The 17181-nt window shown below is 74.9% G+C and carries 17 protein-coding genes; 1 reads left to right on the plus strand and 16 read right to left on the minus strand.

Going from position 1 to position 17181, the window contains the following annotated elements; genetic code table 11:
* Positions 1-58 precede the first annotated feature (58 nt).
* Genes AB2L27_RS02635 through def form a run of 3 tightly spaced genes read right to left on the minus strand, consistent with a single transcriptional unit; the run spans position 59 to position 2984 of the window.
* A complete protein-coding gene (locus AB2L27_RS02635) occupies positions 59-1522 on the minus strand; it encodes an RsmB/NOP family class I SAM-dependent RNA methyltransferase (RefSeq protein ID WP_370439911.1) in 1464 nt (487 codons plus the stop codon).
* Positions 1519-2439 (minus strand): methionyl-tRNA formyltransferase, encoded by a 921-nt coding sequence (gene fmt / locus AB2L27_RS02640; protein ID WP_370439912.1) that lies wholly within the window; start codon positions 2437-2439, stop codon positions 1519-1521. The genes AB2L27_RS02635 and fmt overlap by 4 nt, the downstream gene beginning before the upstream one ends.
* Complete coding sequence (def, locus tag AB2L27_RS02645) at positions 2439-2984, minus strand: peptide deformylase (RefSeq protein ID WP_370439913.1); 546 nt, start codon at positions 2982-2984, stop codon at positions 2439-2441. The genes fmt and def overlap by 1 nt, the downstream gene beginning before the upstream one ends.
* Positions 2985-3175: 191 nt before the next feature.
* Between def and AB2L27_RS02650 the strand changes: the two genes are divergently transcribed.
* Positions 3176-3475 carry a DUF6458 family protein gene (locus AB2L27_RS02650; RefSeq protein ID WP_370439914.1) on the plus strand — a complete coding sequence of 100 codons (300 nt, stop codon included), beginning with the start codon at positions 3176-3178 and terminating at the stop codon, positions 3473-3475.
* Between the two features lie 4 nt (positions 3476-3479).
* Here AB2L27_RS02650 and AB2L27_RS02655 read toward each other — a convergent pair whose 3' ends face one another.
* The 13 genes from AB2L27_RS02655 to AB2L27_RS02715 form a co-directional block, all read right to left on the minus strand.
* Entirely contained in the window at positions 3480-4490 is a 1011-nt protein-coding gene (locus AB2L27_RS02655; protein ID WP_370439915.1) for an aldo/keto reductase family protein, read from the minus strand.
* Between the two features lie 51 nt (positions 4491-4541).
* Positions 4542-6491: a primosomal protein N' gene (locus AB2L27_RS02660; RefSeq protein WP_370439916.1), complete on the minus strand. Its 1950-nt coding sequence runs from the start codon at positions 6489-6491 to the stop codon at positions 4542-4544.
* 110 nt (positions 6492-6601) lie between these two features.
* Positions 6602-7801: a methionine adenosyltransferase gene (metK, locus tag AB2L27_RS02665; RefSeq protein WP_370439917.1), complete on the minus strand. Its 1200-nt coding sequence runs from the start codon at positions 7799-7801 to the stop codon at positions 6602-6604.
* Complete coding sequence (gene coaBC / locus AB2L27_RS02670) at positions 7802-9085, minus strand: bifunctional phosphopantothenoylcysteine decarboxylase/phosphopantothenate--cysteine ligase CoaBC (RefSeq protein ID WP_370439918.1); 1284 nt, start codon at positions 9083-9085, stop codon at positions 7802-7804.
* A gap of 10 nt (positions 9086-9095) precedes the next feature.
* The gene (rpoZ, locus tag AB2L27_RS02675) at positions 9096-9359 is read right to left on the minus strand and encodes a DNA-directed RNA polymerase subunit omega (RefSeq protein WP_106206095.1); all 264 of its coding nucleotides are present in this window, start codon (positions 9357-9359) and stop codon (positions 9096-9098) included.
* Positions 9360-9389: 30 nt separating this feature from the next.
* Positions 9390-9944: a guanylate kinase gene (gene gmk, locus AB2L27_RS02680; protein ID WP_370439919.1), complete on the minus strand. Its 555-nt coding sequence runs from the start codon at positions 9942-9944 to the stop codon at positions 9390-9392.
* A 56-nt stretch (positions 9945-10000) separates the two neighbouring features.
* Positions 10001-10333: an integration host factor, actinobacterial type gene (mihF, locus tag AB2L27_RS02685; RefSeq protein ID WP_370439920.1), complete on the minus strand. Its 333-nt coding sequence runs from the start codon at positions 10331-10333 to the stop codon at positions 10001-10003.
* 70 nt (positions 10334-10403) lie between these two features.
* Positions 10404-11501 carry an ABC transporter ATP-binding protein gene (locus AB2L27_RS02690; protein WP_370439921.1) on the minus strand — a complete coding sequence of 366 codons (1098 nt, stop codon included), beginning with the start codon at positions 11499-11501 and terminating at the stop codon, positions 10404-10406.
* Positions 11498-12487, minus strand: a complete 990-nt coding sequence (locus AB2L27_RS02695; RefSeq protein ID WP_370439922.1) for an ABC transporter ATP-binding protein — start codon at positions 12485-12487, stop codon at positions 11498-11500. The genes AB2L27_RS02690 and AB2L27_RS02695 overlap by 4 nt, the downstream gene beginning before the upstream one ends.
* Positions 12484-13419 (minus strand): ABC transporter permease, encoded by a 936-nt coding sequence (locus AB2L27_RS02700; protein WP_370439923.1) that lies wholly within the window; start codon positions 13417-13419, stop codon positions 12484-12486. Before AB2L27_RS02700 ends, AB2L27_RS02695 begins: the two co-directional genes overlap by 4 nt.
* Positions 13416-14420 carry an ABC transporter permease gene (locus AB2L27_RS02705; protein ID WP_370439924.1) on the minus strand — a complete coding sequence of 335 codons (1005 nt, stop codon included), beginning with the start codon at positions 14418-14420 and terminating at the stop codon, positions 13416-13418. Before AB2L27_RS02705 ends, AB2L27_RS02700 begins: the two co-directional genes overlap by 4 nt.
* 28 nt (positions 14421-14448) lie before the next feature.
* Entirely contained in the window at positions 14449-16188 is a 1740-nt protein-coding gene (locus AB2L27_RS02710; protein WP_370439925.1) for an ABC transporter substrate-binding protein, read from the minus strand.
* A 643-nt stretch (positions 16189-16831) separates the two neighbouring features.
* Positions 16832-17113 carry a hypothetical protein gene (locus AB2L27_RS02715; RefSeq protein ID WP_370439926.1) on the minus strand — a complete coding sequence of 94 codons (282 nt, stop codon included), beginning with the start codon at positions 17111-17113 and terminating at the stop codon, positions 16832-16834.
* Positions 17114-17181 lie beyond the last annotated feature (68 nt).

The following is a 17181-nucleotide window of genomic DNA, read 5'->3' on the forward strand; positions in this document are numbered from 1 at the left end:
CCGCTGTCACCGGTTCAGCGGTCCGGTCCCCTCCGGGACGCCGCACCCGGTCCGTGCCTCAGCCCGTGCGACGGACCAGGGCCACGTGCATCGCGTCGGTGCCGTGGGTGTGGGGCCACAGCTGCACGCCGAGCCCGGCGCCGGCCCCGGGCAGCCCGGGGACGACCCGCTCCAGCACGGCGGGGGTGTCGATCCGTTCCGCTGCGACCCCGCGCTTGGCGGCGGCCTTGAGCGCGTCGTCGACGACGAGGCGCGTCTCGGACAGCACGGGCGAGCACGTCGCGTAGGCCACGACGCCGCCGGGGCGGACGGCGTCGAGCGCGGAGCCGAGCAGGTCGCGCTGCAGGGGCGCGAGGCCGCCGAGGTCGGCGGGGGTGCGCCGCCAGCGGGCCTCCGGGCGCCGCCGCAGGGCGCCCAGGCCCGTGCAGGGGGCGTCGACGAGGACGCGGTCGTAGGCGCCGGGTTCGGCGGCGCCGACCTCCCGGCCGTCCCCCACCCGCACCTCGACGGTCCCCGGGGCCACGGCCTCGACGGGGGCCAGGGCCTGGCGGACGAGGTCGGCGCGGTGCGGGGCGACCTCGACGGCGGTGAGGGCGGCGCCGCGCCCGGCGGCGGTGGCGGCCAGCAGCGCGGCCTTCCCGCCGGGTCCGGCGCACAGGTCCAGCCACCGCTCGTCGCGGCCCTCGACGTCGGCCGCGGCCAGCAGCAGCGCGACGAGCTGGGACCCCTCGTCCTGGACGCGGGCGCGCCCGGCGCGGACGGCGGCGAGGCGGCCGGGGTCGCCGTGCACGACGTGCGCCGCGGCCGGCGACCAGCGGCCCGTGCCGACCTCGACGTGGGCGTCGCGGCCGACGAGGTCGTCCACGGCGCTGAGACCGGGCAGCGCGGCGAGCGCGACGTGGGCGGGGGTGTTGTCGGCGACGAGCAGGTCGACGAGCTCGCCCGCGTCGTGGCCGTGCGCGCGCAGCGCCTCGCGCAGGCTGCGGACCACCCACTGCGGGTGGGAGTACCGGACGGCGAGGTCGTCGTCGCCCTCCCCGGGGGCGACCTGGGCCGCCCACTCGGTCAGGTCCCGGCCCGAGGCCTTGCGCAGCACGGCGTTGACGAGCCCGGACGGCCCGCCGCCGACGTGGGTGCGCGCGACCGCGACGGACGTGGCGACGGCCGCGTGGTCGGGCACGCGCATGGCGAGCAACTGGTGCAGGCCCATCCGCAGGACGTCGAGCACGCCGTCGTCGAGGTCGGCCAGCGGCCGGTCCACGAGGGTGGCCAGCAGCGCGTCGTAGGTGCCGCGCCCGCGCAGCACGCCGTAGGCCAGCTCGGTGGCGAAGGCGGCGTCACGACCACCCAACCGCTTCTCGCGCAGCAGCTTCGGCAGCACGAGGTTGGCGTAGGCGTCCTGGGTGGCGACGGCGCGCAGCACCTCGAACGCGACGGCGCGGGCCGGGTCGACGCGGGTGAAGCGGTCCTGCTTCACCCCGCGACGGGGGGTGCGCACCCCGGGGACGGACGGACCGGTCACGCGAACTCCTCCCCCGGCTGCGGCCGGGTCCCGCGCGCCCAGTCGGACGCGCCCATCGCCTTCTTCCCCGCGGCCTGCACGGTGCCGAGGGCGACCACGCCCGCCCCGGTCCCCACGAGCACGCGCTTCTTCTCCACGAGCACGCCGCCCGGCGCCAGGTCCGGCCCCTCGGCGGGCACGACCGGCCCGAGCTTGACCCGCTCGCCGCGGAACGTCGTCCACGCCCCCGGGTCGGGGGTGCAGCCGCGCACGAGGCGGTCGACGTGCACGGCGCTCGCGGTCCAGTCCACCCGCGCCTCCGCCACGTCGATCTTCGGCGCCAGGGTCGCCTGCCCGCTCTGGGGCGTCGCGGCCGCGGTGCCGTCCTCGAGCGCGTCGAGGACGTCGACCAGGAGCCGGGCCCCGGAGACGGCGAGCCGGTCCAGCAGGTCCCCGGCGGTGTCGCGCGCCCCGACGGGTTCGCGCAGCGAGGCGTGCACGGGGCCGGTGTCCAGGCCCTCCTCGAGCTGGAACACGCACGCGCCGGTGACCTCGTCACCGGCCATGACGGCGCGCTGCACGGGGGCCGCGCCGCGCCAGGCCGGCAGCAGCGAGAAGTGCAGGTTCAGCCAGCCCAGCCGCGGGACGGCGAGCGCCTCGGCGGGCACGAGCGCGCCGTAGGCCACGACGGGGCAGGCGTCGGGGGCGTAGGAGCGCAGCTCGGCGAGGAACTCCGCACCGCGGGGGCGGGCCGGTTGCAGGACGGGCAGCCCGAGCTCCCGCGCGCGCCGGGCGACGGGTGAGGCGGCCTGCCGGCGACCCCGCCCGGCCGCGGCGTCGGGGCGGGTCAGGACGGCGACGACCTCGTGGCGGCTGGCGAGCAGCGCCTCGAGGGGGGCGAGGGCGACGTCGGGGGTGCCGGCGACGACGAGGCGCACTACCTGGCCTGCCCGAAGGTGGCGTGCGGGGACACCTTGACCTGCGGGGTCTCCAGGCCCATCCACTCCGCCTCGCGGACGGCCTTGAGCGCGAGCTTGCGCTGGGCCTTGTCGAGGCGGTCGATGAACAGGACGCCGTCGAGGTGGTCGGTCTCGTGCTGGATGGCGCGGGCCTTGAACTCCGAGCCGGAGATGGTCACGGGTTCACCGTGCATGTCGAAGCCCGTGGCGACGACGTGCAGGGAACGCTTCGTGTCGGCGACGATCCCGGGGAACGACAGGCACCCCTCGTCGCCCTCCTGGCACTCCTCCGACAGGTCCAGGACGGGGTTGACGAGGTGCCCGAGCTCACCGTCGGCGTGGTAGGTGAACACGCGCAGCGAGACGCCGAGCTGGGGCGCGGCCAGCCCGGCGCCGGGGGCGGCGAGCATCGTCTCCTCGAGGTCCTTGACGAGCTGGCGCAGCTCCTTGTCGAAGGTGGTGACCTCGGCCGCGCGCTGGCGCAGGACCGGGTCCCCGAAGAGGCGGATCGGCTGGACGGCCACGGAACTCCCTGGATCGGCGTGCGGTGTGCGCCCTCGATCCTACGTCCGTGACGGCCCTCCACCGTCGAGGGTGACGCTGCGCGCAGGCGCCCTCGCGGCGGGTCGTCGCGCTGGCCTCCGCGGGCGACCCGGCTCGGACGGGCGGGTGACGTCGGGTCCCGGAACGGCCGACCGAGACCCAGGCTCGCCCCGTGCACCTCACGAACCACAGCTTCGCGTTCACCGTCGGCGCCGTGCTGGCCTTCGCCGTCCACGTCGACCTCGCGGTCGTCGACCTGACGGCCGTGGGCTGGATCCTCATGCTCGTGGCGCTGGTCTCGACGCTGCTGGAGGTCGTCGGCCGGTCGGTGCGGACCCGCGCGCTGCGGGCGGGGTCCGGGCCGCAGCCCGTCCCCGCCCGCGCGCTGAGCCCCGCCCGGGTCCCCCCGCCGGTGGCGTCGTGGGACACCCGCGCGTTCCGCGCCGTCCCGCGCCCGGCCGGGGAGTCCTGAGGGCCTAGACCTCGCGCTGCTTGGGCGAGGACTCGTGGGTCTTGGCCGGGTCGCGCTCCACGACGTCCCCGAGGACGGCGTCGATGCGCTCCAGGGCGTCGGCCGGGATCCTCACGCCCGCCGCGGCGGCGTTGTCGTGCACCTGCTCGGGCCGGGACGCGCCGATGATCGCGGTGGCGACGTTCTCGTTCTGCAGCACCCAGGCGACGGCGAGCTGCGCCATCGACAGGTCCAGGTCCGCCGCGATGGGCTTGAGCTCCTGGACGCGGGACAGGACGTCGTCGCGCATCCAGCGCTGGATCATGCTCGCGCCGCCCTTGTCGTCGGTGGCGCGGGAGCCGGCGGGCAGGTCACCGCCCGGGGTGTACTTGCCGGTGAGGACGCCCTGGGCGATGGGCGACCACACGACCTGGCTGATGCCCAGCTCCTTCGAGGTCGGGACGACCTCCTCCTCGATGACGCGCCACAGCATCGAGTACTGCGGCTGGTTGGACACGAGGGAGACGCCGAGGTCCTTCGCCAGCTCGGCACCGGCGCGCAGCTGCTCGGACGTCCACTCACTGACGCCGACGTACAGGACCTTGCCCTGCCGCACGAGGTCGGCGAACGCCTGCATCGTCTCCTCCAGCGGCGTCGCGTAGTCGTAGCGGTGCGCCTGGTAGAGGTCGATGTGGTCGGTGCCGAGCCGGCGCAGCGACCCCTCGCACGCCTCCAGGACGTGCTTGCGGGACAGGCCGGTGTCGTTGTGCCCCTTGGGGCCGATGGGCCCGAAGACCTTGGTGAGGATCTCCAGGGACTCCCGCCGCTGCCCCTTCAACGCCTCCCCCAGGACGGTCTCGGCGGCGGTGTTGGCGTAGACGTCGGCGGTGTCGAAGGTCGAGATGCCGGCGTCGAGGGCGGCGTGCACGCACGCCACCGCCGCCTCGTTCTCCACCTGGGACCCGTGGGTCAGCCAGTTGCCGTAGGTGATCTCGCTGATCTTCAGGCCGGAACGGCCGAGGTGTCGGTACTCCACACCGGAAAGCCTGTACCCGCTCGCGCGCTCGCGCGCCCTGGACCGCGCTCGTCAGCCGATCTGCAGGGGGTCCACCCGCACCCGCACCAGCGGCAGCTTGCGGACGCTGCGCCCGGCGGTGACGGTCTTGACCGCGGCCGCCAGCTCGCCGGAGTGCTCCCGCGGGACGCGCACGACGCTGCGGACGGCGGGGGCGTGCCCGGGCCGGTCCGGCACCGGCAGGGGCCCCAGGACCCGCATCCCGGGCAGCGCGGGCAGGGCGGTGACGAACTCCTCCACGTCGGCCGCGGACCCGATGAGCCCGGCGAACCGCGCGGCCGGCGGCAGGTCCAGCTCGCGGCGCTGGGCGAGTTCCCGTTCGGCGAACCCGGCCGGGTCCCAGCGCACGAGGGCCTGCGCGGGCGCGGCCTGCGGGTCGGCGACGAGTACGACGGCGCCACCGGCCGAGGCCGGTTGCACGAGGGCGGCCGCCGCGGTCCAGCGGCGGTGGGCCTCCTCGGCGGCGCGCAGGTCCGGGCGGGCCAGCAGCGCCCACCCGTCCAGCAGCAGGGCGGCGGCGTACCCCTGCAGGGCCACGGGTTCGGCGCCGGGGGTGGCGATGACCAGGGACGGCCCGCCGGGGACGACGTCCAGGACGTGCGAGCCGCCGGAGGTGCGCACGTCGACGCCGGGGAAGGCGCGGCCGAGCTCCTCGGCGGTGCGCCGGGCCCCGGTGACCACGGCGCGGAACCGGCCGTCCCCGCAGTGCCCGCACGTCCAGTCGGTGGCGGGCCGCCCGCACCAGCGGCAGGTGGCCCGCTCCCCCGCGCCGGGCACGGCGAGCGGGCCGTGGCAGGAGGTGCAGCGGGCCGGTTCCCGGCAGGTCTGGCAGGCCAGCGTCGGGACGTACCCCGTGCGGGGCACCTGCACCAGGACCGGCCCGCGCCGGACGGCCTCGCGCAGGACGCGCCAGCCGTCGCTGGGCAGGCGCGCGGCGGCGGCCAGCGGGTCCTGCGCGTCGGGCCCGGAGGTGCCGGCGATGGCGATGCGCGGGGCGGTGGCGCGGACGGTGTCGCGGGTGGCCAGCACCGGCCGGGCCCAGCCGGACTCCAGGAGCAGCTGCGTCTCCGCGGTGCGGGTCCACCCCGCGAACAGGGCCGCGGCCCCGGCCTGCTCGGCGCGCAGGACGGCGACCTCGCGCACGTGCGGGTAGGGCGCGCGCTGCTCGGCGTGGGAGTCGTCCCCGTCCTCCAGCACGGCCACGAGCCCGAGGTTGGGCAGCGGGGCGAAGACGGCGGCGCGGGTGCCGGCCACGATCCGGGCCCGCCCCGTCAGCGCCTGCAGGAAGGAGCGGTAGCGGGCCGCGGGGCCCAGGTCGGCCTCCAGCCGGACGTGCCCCTCGGGCACGACGCGGTCCAGCGCGGCCGCCAGCCGGTCCAGGTCGCGGTGGTCGGGCACGACGAGCAGCGCGGTGCGCCCCGAGGCCAGGGTGGCGCGGGCGGCGAGGGCGAGCAGCGCGAACGGGTCGCTGCCGGGGGCGAACGTGGCCACCGCGCGCGGGGAGTGCCCGTCGCGGACGTGGGCCAGGAACGCCGGGCCGGCCTGGTGGCGCTGCCAGCCGAGCAGGTCCGGGCCCGCCCGCAGGTCCAGCGCGACGGGGTCGTGCCGCACGGGCTCGGCCGTGAGCACCTGCTCCTCGGCCCCGGCGTGCCGGCCGGGCACGGCCAGGCGCACCACGTCCGAGAGCGTGCCGCCGTACTCGGCGGCGACCCGCCGGCACAGCTCCAGCGTGGCGCCGGGCAGCACCGGCAACCCGGACACCACGCGCCGCAGCCGCGCCATCCGGCCGGTGTGGTCGGTGCCGGCCAGCCGCTCCAGGACGTAGCCCTCGGCGTCGGTGCCCGCGAACGGCACGCGCACGAGCCGGCCCGGTTCGGCGGTGTGCTCCATCGAGGCCGGGACGAGGTAGTCGAAGGGCCGGTCCAGGTGCGGCAGCGCCGAGCTGAGCAGCACCCGGGCCACCGGGTCGGTCGTCGTGACGTCCTCGGGTGCCTTCGCCCGCCGCGCCGCGCGCTTGCGCGCGGTCCCCGGGTCCGGCCCGTCGGCGGCGGGCCGGACCTGCTCCTGGGGGCTCAGTTCCCCGTCGCGGCGCGCAGCGCGTCGACGCGGTCGGTGCGCTCCCAGCTGAAGCCGGGCAGCTCACGGCCGAAGTGGCCGTAGGCGGCGGTCGCGGCGTAGACGGGCTGCAGCAGCTCCAGGTCGCGCACGATCGCGGCCGGGCGCAGGTCGAACACCTCGCGGATGGCGGCCTCGATGCGGCCGCGGGCGACCGTCTCGGTGCCGAACGTCTCCACGTACAGGCCGACGGGCTGGGCCTTGCCGATGGCGTAGGCGACCTGCACCTCGCAGCGCGTGGCCAGACCCGCGGCGACGACGTTCTTGGCGACCCAGCGCATCGCGTAGGCGGCGGAGCGGTCGACCTTGGAGGGGTCCTTGCCGGAGAAGGCGCCGCCGCCGTGGCGGGACATCCCGCCGTAGGTGTCGACGATGATCTTCCGGCCCGTCAGGCCCGCGTCGCCCATCGGGCCGCCGATCTCGAAGCGGCCCGTGGGGTTGACCAGCAGCCGGATGTCGGAGGTGTCGAGGTCCAGACCCTCCAGGACGGGCTCGATGACGAACCGGCGCACGTCCGGGGTCAGCGTCTTGACGAGGTCGACCTCCGGTTCGTGCTGGGTGGACAGCACGACGGTGTCCAGGCGCACGGCGCGGTCGCCGTCGTAGCCGATGGTGACCTGGGTCTTGCCGTCGGGGCGCAGGTAGGGGATCTCCCCCTTCTTGCGCACCTCGCTCAGCCGCTGGGACAGCCGGTGCGCCAGGTGGATCGGCAGCGGCATGAGCTCGGGGGTGTCGTCGCACGCGTACCCGAACATCAGGCCCTGGTCACCGGCGCCCTGCAGGTCCAGGGGGTCCGCGCCGCCGCCGACGCGGTTCTCGTAGGCCTCGTCGACGCCCTGGGCGATGTCCGGGGACTGCGAGCCGATGGACACCTCGACCCCGCAGGTGCGGCCGTCGAAGCCCTTGGCCGAGGAGTCGTACCCGATGTCCAGCAGCGTGCGGCGCACGATCGTGGGGATGTCGGCGTAGGCCTCGGTCGTGACCTCCCCGGCGACGTGGACGAGCCCGGTCGTGACCATCGTCTCGACCGCGACGCGGCTGCGGGGGTCCTGCGCGAGCAGCGCGTCGAGGATCCCGTCGGAGATCTGGTCGCAGATCTTGTCGGGGTGCCCCTCGGTGACCGATTCGGAGGTGAACAGGCGCAAGGGGGTGGTCACTCAGGCTCCAGGGTCAGCGGAAGGGGCGGGTGTCGGGACGACGGGAGGAAGCATAGGCACGACCGCGTCCCACACCGCATCGGCCACCACGTCCTTGCTCGTCTCGGGCACCTCGCGCTCGGTGCCGTCGCGGCCCAGGACCACGACGGCGTTCGTCGCGGTCGCGAACCCCTTGGTCTCCCCCACCTCGTTGAGCACGAGCAGGTCGCAGCCCTTGCGGGCCAGCTTGGCCCGGCCGTGCTCCAGCACCGAGCCGGTCTCGTCGCCGGTCTCGGCGGCGAACCCCACGAGGACGGGCGCGGCCCCCTCGCGCTCGGCGACGAGCCCGGCCAGGACGTCGGGGGTGCGTTCGAGCACGACGACGGGGTCCCGGGACGGGTCCTCGGACTTCTTGATCTTGGCCTCGGCGCGCGCCGAGGGCCGGAAGTCGGCGACGGCGGCGGCCATGACGACGGCGTCGGCGTCCGCGGCGGCGGTCTGCACCGCCCGCGCCAGCTCGGCGGCGGTACCGGCCGGCACGACCTGCACGGCCGCCGGGACGGGCACCTCCAGGTGCGCGGCGACGAGGGTCACGTGCGCCCCGCGCGCGGCGGCGGCCGCGGCCAGCGCTACGCCCTGCCGCCCCGAGGAGCGGTTGCCCAGGAAGCGCACGGGGTCCAGGGGTTCGCGGGTCCCGCCGGCCGAGACGACGACGCGGCGACCGGCGAGGTCGCGCGGGCGCGAGCCCGACCCCAGCAGCCGCCGGCACGCCGCGGCGACGTCGGCCGGCTCGGGCAGGCGCCCGGGGCCGGAGTCCGCACCGGTCAACCGGCCCGAGGCCGGGTCCAGGACGGTCACCCCGCGCGAGCGCAGCAGCGCGACGTTGGCCTGCACCGCCGGGTTCAGCCACATCTCGGTGTGCATGGCCGGGGCCAGCAGGACCGGGCACGTGGCCGTCAGCAGGACGTTGGTCAGCAGGTCGTCGGCCAGGCCGTGCGCGGCGCGGGCCAGCAGGTCCGCGGTGGCGGGGGCGACGACGACGAGGTCGGCGTAGCGGCCCAGCCGCACGTGCGGCACCTCGTCGGCGTGCGTCCACACGTCGGTGGCCACCGGCTTGCCGGACAGGGCCTCCCACGTGGCGCGGCCCACGAACCGCTCGGAGGCGGCGGTGGGCACGACGGTCACGTCGTGCCCGGTCTCGCTCAGCTCCCGCAGGAGCAGCGCCGCCTTGTAGGCGGCGATCCCGCCCGCGACCCCCAGGACCACGCGGGGGGCCCGGGAGCCGGGGGCGGGCCCCTCGCTCACAGCGCGGTGCTCACTGCTCGATGGGCTCGGAGGTCAGCAGACCCTCGTTGATCTCACGCATGGCCACGGACAGGGACTTCTCCTGCACGTGGGTCTCCACCAGCGGGCCGACGTACTCCAGCAGGCCCTCGCCCAGCTGGGAGTAGTACGCGTTGATCTGACGGGCGCGCTTGGCCGCGTAGATCACCAGGGCGTACTTGGAGTCGGCGACCGTCAGCAGGTCGTCGATGGGCGGGTTGGTGATGCCCTCGGGCGCCGCGACGGTTCCAGCCACGATCAGTTCTCCTCGCGTCGAAAGAGCCGGTCAGCTGACCGGCAGACCCATCCATCTTACGAGCTCGTCCGTGGCCCGCTGCACGTCGTCGTTGTAGATGGTCACGTCGAACTCCGGTTCGGCGGCCAGCTCCACGCGCGCGGTCGCCAGCCGGCGCTCGCGCTCGGCCTCGGTCTCGGTGCCGCGCCCGACGAGGCGGCGGACCAGCTCCTCCCAGCTCGGCGGGGCGAGGAAGACGAACCCGGCCTCCAGGTCGGTGCCCCGCGTGGCCTGGCGGACCTGGCGGGCCCCGGCGAGGTCGATCTCCAGCAGCGCCGGGCGCCCGGAGGCCAGCACCTCCTGCACCGGCCCGCGCGGCGTGCCGTAGCGGTGCCGGCCGTGGACGCGGGCCCACTCCAGCAGCTCCCCGTCGCGCACGTAGCCGTCGAAGGTGTCCTCGGAGACGAAGTGGTAGTGCACCCCGTCGACCTCGCCGGGACGCCGCGCGCGGGTGGTGGCCGAGACGGAGATCCAGATGTCGGGGTACCGGGCCCGCAGGTCGGCCGAGACGGTGCCCTTGCCGACGGCGGTGGGACCGGCCAGCACGGTCAGGCGGTGACGCGGGGACGGGCGCGGGGACGGGCGCGGGGACTGCACAGCGTTCAGGACGCGCTCCCGTTGGCGGACCCGAAGCGCTCGACGAGGGCGGCGATCTGGTGGGCGCCCAGGCCGCGCACGCGCCGGGACTCCGAGATCCCGATCTCCTCCATGATCTGCCGGGCGCGGACCTTGCCCACGTTGGGCAGCGACTCCAGCAGGGCCGAGACCTTCATCTTGCCCAGGACCTCGTTCTCCTGGCCCTCCGCGATGACCTCCTCCAGGCTGCCGCCGGTGTACTTCAGGCGGTGCTTCACCTCGGCCCGCTCGCGGCGGGCCGCCGCGGCCTTCTCCAGGGCGGCGGCGCGCTGTTCGGCGGTCAGGGGAGGCAGAGCCACTTCATCACCTCGGGTCGTAGCGCTCGCAGGACGGGTGCCCCGGCGGTCCGGGTGAACCTATCCACCCAGGTCACGGGCCTGCAACGGCGGGGCCCTGCGCGAGCTGGGCGGGGTCGGCCCCCCGGTGGGGCACCAGCCGCCCCGCCTCGACGTCCTCGGCGAAGTGGCACGCGACCCGGTGCCGCGGGGAGTGCCCGGGCAGCACCCGCAGCTGGGGGCGCTCGTCGTGGCAGCGGGTCTCCTGCACCCACGGGCAGCGCGTGCGGAACCGGCAGCCGGTGGGCGGGTCGGCCGGGCTGGGCAGGTCCCCCACGAGGCGGACCCGCTCGCGGGCGGCCTCGGCGACGGGGTCGGGCACGGGCGCGGCGGACAGCAGCGCCCGCGTGTAGGGGTGCAGCGGCCGGTCGTACAGCTCGCCGCTGGGCCCCTCCTCGACGAGGCCGCCGAGGTACATGACCCCCACCGTCGTCGAGACGTGCTTGACGACGGCGAGGTCGTGGGCGATGACGAGGTAGGTCAGGCCCAGGTCGCGCTGCAGCTCCTCGAGCAGGACGAGGACCTGGGCCTGGACGGAGACGTCCAGGGCCGAGACCGGTTCGTCGGCGACGAGCAGCGCCGGGTCCAGGACGAGGGCCCGGGCGATGCCGACGCGCTGGCGCTGGCCCCCGGAGAACTCGTGCGGGTACTTCGCGCCCGCCCCCGCCGGCAGCCCGACGCGCTCCAGCAGCCCGCGCACGCGGGTGCGCCACGCCGACGGCCCGCCCGGGACCCGGTGCACCGCCAGGGGTTCGGTCAGGGCGCTCTCGACCGTCTGGCGCGGGTCCAGGCTGGCCAGGGGGTCCTGGAAGACCATCTGCATGCGCTTGCGCTCCCGGCGCAGCTCCTCCGCGCCGAGCGCGAGCACGTCGCGGCCGTCGAGGTGCACCGACCCGGCGGTGGGTTCCTCCAGGCGCAGCACGGCCCGGCCCAGCGTCGACTTCCCGCAACCGGACTCCCCCACGAGGCCGTACGTCGTGCCGCGCGCGACGTCCAGGGAGACCCCGTCGACGGCCTTCACGGCCCCGACGCGGCGCTGCAGGATCCCCGAGCGGAGGGGGTAGTGGACCTGCAGGTCGCGCACGGACAGCAGCGCCTCGGGCGCCGCGGCCTCCCCCACCTCGTTCGTCATCGGGCGACCTCCAGCTCGGCGGGGTGGACGCAGCGGGCGGAGTGGGCGGCGGGGCCACCGGCCGCGTCCAGCCCGATGAGCCCGGCGCGGCAGGCCTCGTCGGCGACGGCGCAGCGGGGGGCGAAGGCGCAGCCCACGTCCCACGGCAGCCGGTCCTGGACCGAGCCGGGCACGGGCTGCAGGGCGGTGCCCTCGGGGGCGTCGACGCGGGGGACGGCCGCGAGCAGACCGGTCGTGTAGCGGTGCCGGGGCCGGGCGAACAGCTCCTCGCGCCGGGCCCGCTCGACGACCTTGCCCGCGTACAGGACGTTGACCCGGTCGCACGTGCCCGCCACGACGCCGAGGTCGTGGGTGATGAGGACCATCGCCGTGCCCGACTCCCGCACCAGCCCCGTCAGCACGTCCAGCACCTGCGCCTGGATCGTCACGTCCAGGGCCGTCGTCGGCTCGTCGGCGATGATGAGCCGCGGGGAGCAGGCCAGCGCGATGGCGATGAGGACGCGCTGGCGCATCCCGCCGGAGAGCTGGTGGGGGTACTCCCCCACCCGCCGGCGCGGGTCGGGGATGCCGACGCGCCCCAGCAGCTCCACGGCCTCCTTCTTCGCCGCCGCCCGGTCCAGGTCGGTGTGGGTGCGCAGCACCTCCGTGAGCTGCCGGCCCAGGGTCAGGACGGGGTTCAGCGAGGTCATGGGGTCCTGGAACACCATGGCCAGGTCCTTGCCGCGGCGGCGGGCGAGCTGGGCGGGCGAGGCCCGCAGCAGGTCGGTGCCGTCGAAGCGGACGGACCCGCTGACCCGGGCCGAGCGCCGCGGCAACAGGCCCATGACGGCCAGGGACGTGACGGACTTGCCGCAGCCGGACTCCCCGACCAGGCCCACGACCTCACCGGCGTCGACGTCGAAGGACACCCCGTCGACGGCGGTGAAGTCCGGCGAGCCCTTGCGGGAGAACGTCACCCGCAGGTCCTCGACCTCGAGCAACGTCATCGCGAACTCCTCGGGTCCAGGGCCTCACGCAGCGCCTCGCCGAGCAGGGTGAACCCCAGCGCGGTGACGGCGATGGCGAGACCGGGGTACAGCGCCAGCATCGGCGCCTGGTCGAGCCGGGCCTGGGCGGTGACGAGCATGCGCCCCCACTCGGCGACGGCGGGGTTCGGGTCGCCCAGCCCCAGGAAGCTCAGCGCGGCGACCTCGATGACGGCGGTGGCCAGCGTCAAGGTGGCCTGGACCAGGACCGGGCCCAGGGAGTTGGGCAGCATGTGCCCCACGACGATGCGGCGCCGGCGCAGCCCGAGCGAGCGCAGGGCGACGACGTAGTCCTGACCCCGTTGGGCCAGCAGCGAGGCCCGCAGGAGGCGGGCGAAGATCGGGACCTGCGCGGCGGCGACGGCCAGCATGATCGCCAGTGGGCCCCGGTCCAGGATCGCCGCGACGGACACCGCCAGCAGCAGGCTGGGGATCGACAGCAGCACGTCGACGACCCGCATGACGACGGTGTCGACCTTCCCGCCGATCCCGCCGGCGAGGATCCCCAGGAGGGCCCCGGCCGCGAGACCGACCCCGGTGGAGACGACGCCGATGACGAGGGAGGAGCGCGCGCCGTACAGGAGCTGGGTCAGCAGGTCCGAGCCGAAGGAGTCCAGGCCCAGGGGGTGCTCGGCACTCGGGCCGGGCACGGACGTCGGGGTGACCTGCCCGAACCACTCCGCCGTGGCGGGCCGGTAGGGGGCGAGCAGGGGGGCGAAGACCGCGACCAGGACGAACAGCACGACGATGACGGCACCCACGATCCCGGCGGGGTTGCGGCGCAACCGCCGCCACGCCGAGCGCCAGGGTCCGGCCCCGGCCTCGCCGCTCGCCTCGCCCGTCGCGTCCGGCGAACCGGGTCCGGTCGGCGGCAGCGCGTCCAGTGCGGTCACGACACCCTCACCCTCGGGTCGATGAACCCGTAGCTGACGTCCACCACGAGGTTCACGAGCGCGTACACGACGGCGATGAAGAGGATGAACCCCTGCAGCACCGGGTAGTCGAGCTGGGTCACGGCGTCGAACAGGTAGCTGCCGATGCCGTTGATGGAGAACACCGTCTCGGTCAGGACCGCCCCGGACAGCAGCGCCCCGGCCTGCAGGCCCAGCGTGGTGGAGACCGGCAGCAGCGCGTTGCGCAGGACGTGCCGGCGACTGATGATCGCGCGCGGCAGGCCCTTGGCCTGGGCGGTGCGCACGTGGTCGTCGCCCAGGACGTCGAGGACCGAGGCGCGGGTGATGCGCACGATGATGGCCAGCGGGATCGAGCCCAGGGCCAGGGCGGGCAGCACGAGGTGCACGAGCGCGTCCCAGCTGGCGTCCCACTCGCGCGTCAGCAACCCGTCCAGCACGTAGAAGTTCGTGACGTGGGTGGCGTCGATGCGCGCGTCCTGCCGGCCCGAGGTGGGGAACCACCCCAGCTCGATGGCCAGGACGTACTTGAGGATGACGGCGAGGAAGAACACCGGGACGACGACGCCGAGCAGCGAGCCGCCGACGACGAGGTGGTCCAGCCAGCCGCCGCGGCGGCGCGCGGCGAGGTAGCCCAGCGGGATCCCCACGGCGATGGCCAGCAGCAGGGCCGCGAGGGCGAGTTCGATCGTGGCGGGGAACCGCTCGGTGAACGTCTGCACGACCGGTTGCCCGGTGTTGATGGAGGCGCCGAAGTCCCCCCGCAGCAACCGCCCGAGGTAGGTGACGTACTGCTGCCAGACGGGCTGGTCGAACCCGTACCGCTCGTTGATCGCCGCGATGCCGGCCGGGGTGGCCTTCTCCCCCAGCAGCGCCCGGGCCGGGTCCCCCGGCAGGGCCCGGACCCAGGCGAACAGCAGCAGCGACAACCCGAACAGGACGACCACGAGCAGGCCGAGGCGGCGCACGACGAGCGTCAGCACGCCGCCCCCTCCGGTGCGGCCGGTCCCATCAGGAGTCGGACACGGAGACGGTGTTCCACACCTCGTCCTGCACGGGGCTGGCGGTGTACCCCTCGACGCCGGGGGCGAAGGCGAGGGAGGGGACCGGGCTGGCGATCGGGATGCCGGGCAGGAGCGTCATGATCTGCTCGTTGATGTCCTGGTAGGTGCTCTCCTGCTCGGACTCGCTCGTCACGGTCCGGGCGTCGGCGAGGGCCTCGAACAACCCGGGGTCGTTGAAACCCCACTCGTTGGTGGCCGCGCCGAAGAACACGCCGATGAAGTTGTCCGGGTCGTTGTAGTCGCCCGTCCACCCCAGCAGGTGCAGACCGTGCTGCGTCGTGCCCTGGACGGTCCCGAGGTAGTTCGGCGTCCACTGCTCGGCGACCGGGGTCGTCGTGATCCCCGCGGCGCTCAGCTGCTGGTTGATGGCGTTGTAGATGGTCTCGGGGTTCGGCATGTAGGGCCGGGACACCCCGGTGGGGTAGTTGAACGGCACGTCGATGCCGCTCTGCCCGGCCTCGGAGAGGAGCTGCTTGGCCTTGTCGACGTCGTACTCGTACGTCGTGACGTCCTCGTTCCAGCCGATGACGTTGTCCGGCATGAACTGGGTGGCGGGTTTCGTGCCCTCGGGGAGGGCGTTGCCGATGAGCGCCTCCTTGTCGATGGCGTGCGCGATCGCCTGCCGCACCTTCAGGTCGCCGAGGGGGGCGTAGGCCTGGTTGATGCCGAGGTAGAGGATGTTGAACGCGGGCCGGTTCTGGATCTGGAAGTCCGACGACTCCAGCGTCTCCACGTCGGCGGGGGCGACGAGGTCGTACCCGTCGATGTCGCCGTTCTGCAGGGCCTGCCGGCGCGCGGTGCCGTCGCCGATGACGCGGACGACGGCCGTGGCGACCTTGGCCTTCTCGCCCCAGTAGTCGTCGTTGCGCTTGAGGGTGACCTGCTGGCCGCGTTCCCACGCACTGAACGTGAACGGCCCGGTCCCCACGGGCCCGGAGGTGGCGTAGGCGCTCTGCCGCGGGTCCGAACCGTCGGCGCCGTTCCCCCCACCCGCCTCGACCGCTCCCGTCTCCTGCATGGCGAACGCGGGCAGGGTCAGGGACGCCAGGAACCCGGCGAACGGGCGCGTGAGGTTCACCGTGACGGTGCCGTCGGGGTTCGCCGTCGACCCCGCGTACAGGGACTCCCCGAGCGCGGGGTCGTCGTTGGTCCTGAACCCGCGGAAGATGGACCGGTAGTAGTACGCCAGGTCTTCGCCCTGCGCGAGGCCGCGCAGGTCGTACCAGCGTTCGAAGTTCGCCACGACGGCGGCGGCGTCGAACGGCACGCCGTTGGAGAACGTCACCCCGTCCTGGAGGGTGAACGTGTAGGACAGACCGTCGTCGGAGGCCTCCCACTTCGAGGCCAGCGAGGGCGCGAGCTCGGTCGTGCCCGGCTCGGTGGAGACGAGCCCCTCGAAGATCTGCCGGGTGACCCGGAACGTCTCGCCGTCGGAGGCGAACACCGGGTCCAGGGAGTCGGGGTCGGCGGACCCGCCGAAGACGAACGTGTCCCGGCCACCGCCGTCGTCGCCGGAGCCCCCCGAACCCCCGTCGTCGCGCTGGCTCTCCGCGCACGCCGACAGCGTGGCCAGACCGGCCGTGGCCACCGAGGCCAGGGTGAAGGCCCGGCGGGTCGGGCGGGCGCTGGAGGGGTCCTGCTCGGGCACTGCTGACTGCGACTGCGACTGCGACTGCGACTGCGACATCGACGTCCTCGTTCCGGCGTACGGTTCTGGAGGGCCTGCTCAGTGCGTGCGAGGGCTGACGCTAGGACATCACCGGGTGCTCACCAAGACCGCCTCGGTCTTGTCACGAAGTTGTTACATACGTGATCTTCGCTGAGGATTGCCTCATCGACGGCTCCGTCACTGGGCAGGTTGCCGGCCCACCCGAGCGACAGCAACCCCCGTGCAGCGGTGGGTGGACCGGCGGATCGTGGAACCTGGTGACGTCCTGGAGCGACGGGAGGAACGACGATGCCTCCCCGTCCCCTTCGACGCTCGGCTCTGACCGCCGCTGCGGGTGGCGACCACCGCCCTCCTCGCGCCGTCGCGGGCGCCGGGTGGACGTACAACGTCCCCACCGCCACCACCCGCACGGTGAGCATCACCGTCGACCCCGGCGGCACCGGCCGACTGCGGCTGGACCGACTGCCCGTGCGGACCACCGTGACGCAGCACCGGCTGCTGCCGAACTGCGCCCCGGGCCCGCAGACGGGTCAGGGCGTCGTCGACGGGTCCATCCTCCTCACGACGATCTCCCGACCCGCCGGGGCCCGCCACCCCCGCGACCCCTGGTCCCGGCCCACGTCCAGCGGCGGCCGAAGCCGGCCCCGCCCACCGGGCACGGTCAGAGCGGGACGCCGCGCGCGCAGTCGACGGTCATCCGCTCCAGCCACGACCGCGCCTCCAGCGCGGCCAGCAGCTGCCGTTCTCCGCTGGCCTGGCGCATCTCGGCCGGAGCGAGCTCGGCGACGGCCGCGACGGCCTCGCGGAGCACGACGACGGGGTCGATCGTCAGGTTCTGCAGGAACGCCCCGACCTGGCGGCGCGCCTCCAGCTCGTCGTGGCCCACCTCGACGGCGGTGACGGTCAGCGCGGCCAGGCCGCGCGCGATCATGCGCGAGGGCATCAGCGGACCGGTCCGGTGGGACGGGCCGGGATCGCGGCGAGGAGCAGCACGTCCCCCATCGTAGGCAC

This window comes from Kineococcus halophytocola (assembly GCF_041276425.1).
GTDB lineage: Bacteria > Actinomycetota > Actinomycetes > Actinomycetales > Kineococcaceae > Kineococcus > Kineococcus halophytocola.